Consider the following 5,202-nt stretch of genomic DNA (forward strand, 5'->3'; position numbering starts at 1 on the left):
GAAATAGTGGCTGGAAGTGGCATGAATACTCAAGGAACAAACAGCACCGCAGGATCTGGCTCTACTCGATCGCATTAGTACCGAAATTGGTGACGAAATTCTGGGTGCGCCGGGAGAGCTACCCCGACAGGAGGCGATGTCTGCTCAACGATAATCAGATCGCCGCAATCGTGTATCTGCTCTGCGGCATCGAGCAGTTGATGGCAGCCATTGTCACCCTGAGTCATTAAGCTGCTTGCTCTCCATCCCAAATTAACGAAGAAACTCTACGCCATCGATCTCACTCGAGCAGCAATTCGAGCATTTCACGTCAGGATTGTTCGCTAGATCGACTCAATCGATTCAGCAAAAATGCAGAGGTGTTAACAGTGATAGTTTTTACATGGAAAAAAGTTCACAGACTATTGCTGTTGCTACTCGCATTCAGCGTTCTAGTTGGTGTATTGATGCGTTCCGAAGTAGCCATTTCAAAGGAATTATCCCAAAGGGTCAACTCTAAGCCTTCGATCGTGCTGGTTCATGGTACTAATGCCGATGCTACATCCTGGCAAAAAGTCATTCTCCTTTTACAGCAGGATGGCTACATGGTAACTGCCGTGCAGAATCCACTGACTGCTCTAGCCGACGACATTGCCATGACCAAGCGAGTAATTGATACCCAACAGAGACCCGTTGTGGTAGTCGGGCACTCCTACGGTGGCAATGTCATCACAGGTGCAGCGGCTGGCAACCCGCGAGTCAAAGCATTGGTTTATATCAATGCGTTTGCACCAGAACCAGGTGAAACAGCTAACCAGTTAAATGCCAGATATGCCCCTCCGCCGATCGGCAAAGCATTTGTTGCAGATTCAGCAGGATTTCTCTACATCGATCGCGAGAAGTTTCACGAGGTCTTTGCTCAAGATGTATCGACAGCCGAGGCGAAAGTGCTGGCAGCGACGCAAAAACCACCCTTGAAGGCGATTTTTGACCAATCAGTAGACAGAGCAGCCTGGAAGACAATTCCCTCGTGGTATCTCGTGGGTCGGGAAGATCGGGCAATTAACCCAGAGCTTGAGCGATTCATGGCAAAGCGAATCGGTGCTAGAACAATCGAACTCAAAGCCAGCCACGTATCCTATATCTCTCATCCAAAAGAGATTGCCAAACTGATCGAAGCGGCTGCAACTGCCACTGTCAAGAAGTCCTAGCGGGAAATTACGTTACTTACAAACATCACTTATGGAGGTAGGATCGTGCCGATTCAAAATACCAACAAAATTACTAAATGACAAAACCGCAGCAAATCGAGATAGCGGTACAAATGATTTATTAGTAAGCCAAGTGCTACGCATGAATGAGCTACAGGTTTGGTTTCTAGCAGAACATTTTGTAGATACACCGCTGGTACACAGCTAGTTTCGATCGTTCGGGATCTTTTATTAACAGGAGCAAACTCATGACACAACCTCTCTGGCTTTTTAACACTCGTCTCACCATCATTGCTGATGCCACCACCACTGGAGGTCAATACGACCCGATCGAGGGTTACATCCCTCCAGGTACACAAACACCCCCCCATCGCCACACGCGCTATTCCGAACAGCTCTAATGAACAGAACCAACGCAGGAGAAAGTTATGACTCACTATGACTATATAGTAATCGGTGCAGGTTCGGCAGGCTGCGCGATCGCCAACCGTCTGACTGAAGATAGCGAAACCACCGTATTGTTGCTCGAAGCGGGCAACCCAGATACGAAACCAGAGATTCAAATTCCGGCGCAATGTCTCAGCTTACTGGGTTCTGAAGTAGACTGGAGCTATTTTTCCGAACCAGAACCAGGTCTAAATAACCGCAAGATGTTTTGTTCTCGTGGCAAAGTCCTGGGTGGCAGCAGTTCGATTAATTTTATGATGTATGTCCGAGGCAATCCTCATGATTATGACCATTGGCAGGACTTGGGGAATCCTGGTTGGAGTTATCGGGATATGCTGCCATACTTCAAGAAATCCGAGCATCAACAGCGCGGAGCCGACCCGTACCACGGGGTTGATGGCGAGTTGAGCGTCACCGATGTCATATCTCCAGCGGTAGTATCCCAGCGGTTTGTCGATGCTTGTGTATCGATGGGATCTGACTACAATCCTGATTTCAACGGTACACAGCAGACAGGGGCGGGGTTCTATCAATTAACAGTCAAAGATGGCAAACGACACAGTGCCGCTGCTGCTTTCTTGGTACCCATTCTCCAGCGTCCCAATTTGACCGTGACTACAGGTGCATTGGTGACTCGGTTGCTGTTTGAGGGCAACCGCGCTGTTGGAGTGGAATATCTGCACGAGGGTGTGCTGCATCAAGTCCGAGTTAACAAAGAAGTGGTGTTGAGTGCGGGTGCGTTTGATTCACCCAAACTGCTGCTCCTGTCAGGGATTGGGGATGCAGAATACCTGCGATCGATGGGAATTGCTGTCGTGGCTAATTTGCCAGGTGTCGGTCAAAATCTCCAAGACCACCTGCTCGTTACGGTAGTTCGCGCCAGTACTCAAGATATGCACCCAGCGATAACGAGTAATGGGATTGAAGCCGGATTATTTGCACACAGTGAGGGAAATCGCGATGTGGCACCAGACTTACAGTTCTTCGCTGGCCCCATTATGTTCGCACCCCCTGGCTATGCCCTCCCTGATTCAGGATTCACGGGTGCAGCCGCTTTGACTCGGCTTCAAAACGTTGGCAGTGTTAGTTTAAAGTCGATCGATCCCCAAGATCCACCAATACTGCGGATGAACTATCTCCAAAGTCAAGCCGATCTGCAAAAGCTGGTCGAGGGAATTAAACTCATCCGCCAATTGTTCGCGCACAGTGGTTTTGATGAATTTCGCGGTGAGGAAATCGCCCCAGGTGCCAACGTAACTAGCGATGAAGCGATTGCATCCTACGTCCGCGATGGTTGCAGCACCGTCTGGCATCCAGTTGGCACTTGCAAGATGGGCATCGACTCAATGGCAGTTGTAGACCCCGAATTGCGGGTACATGGAATTGAGGGATTGCGGGTCGTGGATGCCTCGATTATGCCAACAATTACTACCGGAAATACCAATGCACCCACAATCGCAATCGGCGAAAAAGCCGCCGATTTAATTAAAGCGGAGCGTACCTCACAAAGCACTGCCAATAAATTTAAGGTTCCAGTTCAATTGCATCTCTAGCGAAATTCAGCTCTCGTTGCGATTTTCGAGAAATGGTTGAAACTAGCTCACAGAGACGATTATTTCCAGAGTTCATCACACCCTCTATGCCGCTTGAAAACGGCTCTATCACTTAAAAGGAAAACTCAAAACTATGAATTTACAAACAGCTCAGACCACTACTGCTGACGAGTCGGCAATCCGTGATTTCCATCGCCAGATGATTGATGCTTGGAATCGAGGTAGCGGCGAAGGTTTCGCTGCCCCGTTCAGCGAAACTGCCGATTTCATCACGTTCGAGGGCACGCATCTCAAGGGTCGAAAAGAAATCGCTGCATTTCATCAGCAAGCGTTCGACACGGTTGTCAAAGGAACGCGCTTGGAGGGTGAGGTGGATTTTGTCCGCCTCGTGAACTCGCAACTTGCGCTCATGCTCGTAGTTATCCGGGTAATACTGCCCGGACAAACCGAAACTTCACCGTCACGAGATTCGCTGCCGCTATACGTCGCAACGAAACGCGACGAAGGTTGGCAGATCGAAGGGTTGCTCAATACCCGGAAGTTAACGCTAGAACGTCAATTCTTCTTAGACGACTTTGACTCACTGAGCGCAGAGGCTCAACGTCAAGTGACCGACCTCGTTGCAGATCTCAATCAGCAGCATTAAGCAACCTCAGTTCGGGTTAAGGATATTGGCTCCGTTCTAGTACCGCCTCCGATTAAAATCGGGGCTAGTATTGCAAAGTCCGCCTTCGCGGACTAGGAAATTCAGTCCGCGAAGGCGGACTTTGCACCATGAGCCGAGACTTCCAGTCTCCAGGCTCTTCTTAACCCGAACTGACGTTAAGCAGATCGATCGCAGGAGATGTAAGTGAACATTGAATACTACGACGACATTATTATCGGTGGTGGCAAAGCTGGATGCCTCTACTATTACCAACTTGTTAGCTCAAAATGAAACTTATCTCTGTCAATGTCGGATTGCCGCGTGAAGTGACCTGGAAAGGGAAAACCGTTAACACTGGGATTTTCAAAGAGCCAGTCAACGAGCGGGTGATGGTGCGATCGCTCAATTTAGACGGCGACAGACAGGCAGATCTCACCGTTCATGGGGGATTAGACAAAGCAGTCTACGTCTATCCGTTCGAGCATTACGATTACTGGCGAGGTGAATTACCTCAGACTGAGCTGCCGCTGGGCATCTTTGGTGAAAATTTCACCACCACTGGACTCACAGAAGCGGACGTGAATATTGGCGATCGCTTTCGGATTGGTACTGTCAAATTGATGGTGACACAACCGCGTATGCCCTGCTACAAACTGGGGATTCGGTTTGGACGACCCGATATGGTAAAACGCTTTCTCGCGAGTCGTCGCACTGGATTTTACTTCCGTGTGTTAGAAGAGGGCGAAGTCGGAGTTGGAGACACTCTAGAGCTAGTGAGCCGCGATGACAACAACATCGCGGTTGCCGATATCACTCAACTGTATACCCACGAGAAGACAAGTCCAGAGTTACTTCATCGTGCTGCTCAACTTGCCGCATTACCCGAAAGTTGGCGCGACTACTTCCAGCAACAGAGCCATCGTTAGGCTGTAAAACCACCACAAACTCATCAGGAGTAATCTCATGACCACATTTCATACCGTTTCGATCGATGGTTTAGATATTTTCTACCGCGAAGCTGGCTCCCGCAGTAATCCCACGATTCTGCTGTTGCACGGCTTCCCAACTTCCTCTCACATGTTCCGCAATTTGATGCCTGCGCTTGCAGATCGCTTTCATCTGGTTGCCCTCGACTATCCTGGCTTTGGTAATAGCTCGATGCCAAGTGTGAACGAGTTTGACTACACGTTCGATCGGCTGACTGAGATCGTGGAGAAATTCATTACCGCGATCGACCTCAAGAAATATAGCCTCTACGTGATGGATTATGGCGCGCCCATTGGCTATCGGATTGCGGCTAAATATCCCGAACGAGTGCAAGCATTAATTGTGCAAAATGGCAATGCTTACGAGGAAGGTCTGCGCG

7 protein-coding genes and 1 pseudogene are annotated in these 5,202 nt (G+C 49.3%); all 8 read left to right on the plus strand.

Going from position 1 to position 5,202, the window contains the following annotated elements:
- Positions 1–230 (plus strand): hypothetical protein (locus RMO79_RS00620; protein ID WP_310481107.1); only part of this gene is annotated, 230 nt, incomplete at its 5' end.
- 138 nt (positions 231–368) lie between these two features.
- Positions 369–1,190, plus strand: coding sequence for an alpha/beta hydrolase (locus RMO79_RS00625; protein WP_310481108.1), 822 nt, complete (start codon positions 369–371; stop codon positions 1,188–1,190).
- Positions 1,191–1,290: 100 nt separating this feature from the next.
- A pseudogene (locus RMO79_RS24400) lies at positions 1,291–1,398 on the plus strand (DNA starvation/stationary phase protection protein); the annotation flags it as partial.
- Positions 1,399–1,438: 40 nt separating this feature from the next.
- Positions 1,439–1,591 (plus strand): hypothetical protein, encoded by a 153-nt coding sequence (locus tag RMO79_RS00630; protein ID WP_310481109.1) that lies wholly within the window; start codon positions 1,439–1,441, stop codon positions 1,589–1,591.
- Between the two features lie 27 nt (positions 1,592–1,618).
- Positions 1,619–3,190 (plus strand): GMC family oxidoreductase N-terminal domain-containing protein, encoded by a 1,572-nt coding sequence (locus tag RMO79_RS00635; RefSeq protein ID WP_310481110.1) that lies wholly within the window; start codon positions 1,619–1,621, stop codon positions 3,188–3,190.
- A 133-nt stretch (positions 3,191–3,323) separates the two neighbouring features.
- Positions 3,324–3,836, plus strand: coding sequence for an SgcJ/EcaC family oxidoreductase (locus RMO79_RS00640; protein ID WP_310481111.1), 513 nt, complete (start codon positions 3,324–3,326; stop codon positions 3,834–3,836).
- A gap of 287 nt (positions 3,837–4,123) precedes the next feature.
- Positions 4,124–4,762, plus strand: coding sequence for an MOSC domain-containing protein (locus RMO79_RS00645; protein WP_310481112.1), 639 nt, complete (start codon positions 4,124–4,126; stop codon positions 4,760–4,762).
- Between the two features lie 37 nt (positions 4,763–4,799).
- The coding region (locus RMO79_RS00650; protein WP_310481113.1) for an alpha/beta fold hydrolase at positions 4,800–5,202 on the plus strand (403 nt) is incomplete at its 3' end.

The sequence above is a fragment of the Chamaesiphon sp. VAR_48_metabat_403 genome, assembly GCF_031422475.1.
Classification (GTDB): domain Bacteria; phylum Cyanobacteriota; class Cyanobacteriia; order Cyanobacteriales; family Chamaesiphonaceae; genus Chamaesiphon.

Coding starts and splice junctions, on each gene's coding strand:
- RMO79_RS00635 (WP_310481110.1), top strand. CDS start 1,619: ATGACTCACTATGACTATATAGTAATCGGTGCAGGTTCGGCAGGCTGC.
- RMO79_RS00645 (WP_310481112.1), top strand. CDS start 4,124: ATGAAACTTATCTCTGTCAATGTCGGATTGCCGCGTGAAGTGACCTGG.
- RMO79_RS00630 (WP_310481109.1), top strand. CDS start 1,439: ATGACACAACCTCTCTGGCTTTTTAACACTCGTCTCACCATCATTGCT.
- RMO79_RS00640 (WP_310481111.1), top strand. CDS start 3,324: ATGAATTTACAAACAGCTCAGACCACTACTGCTGACGAGTCGGCAATC.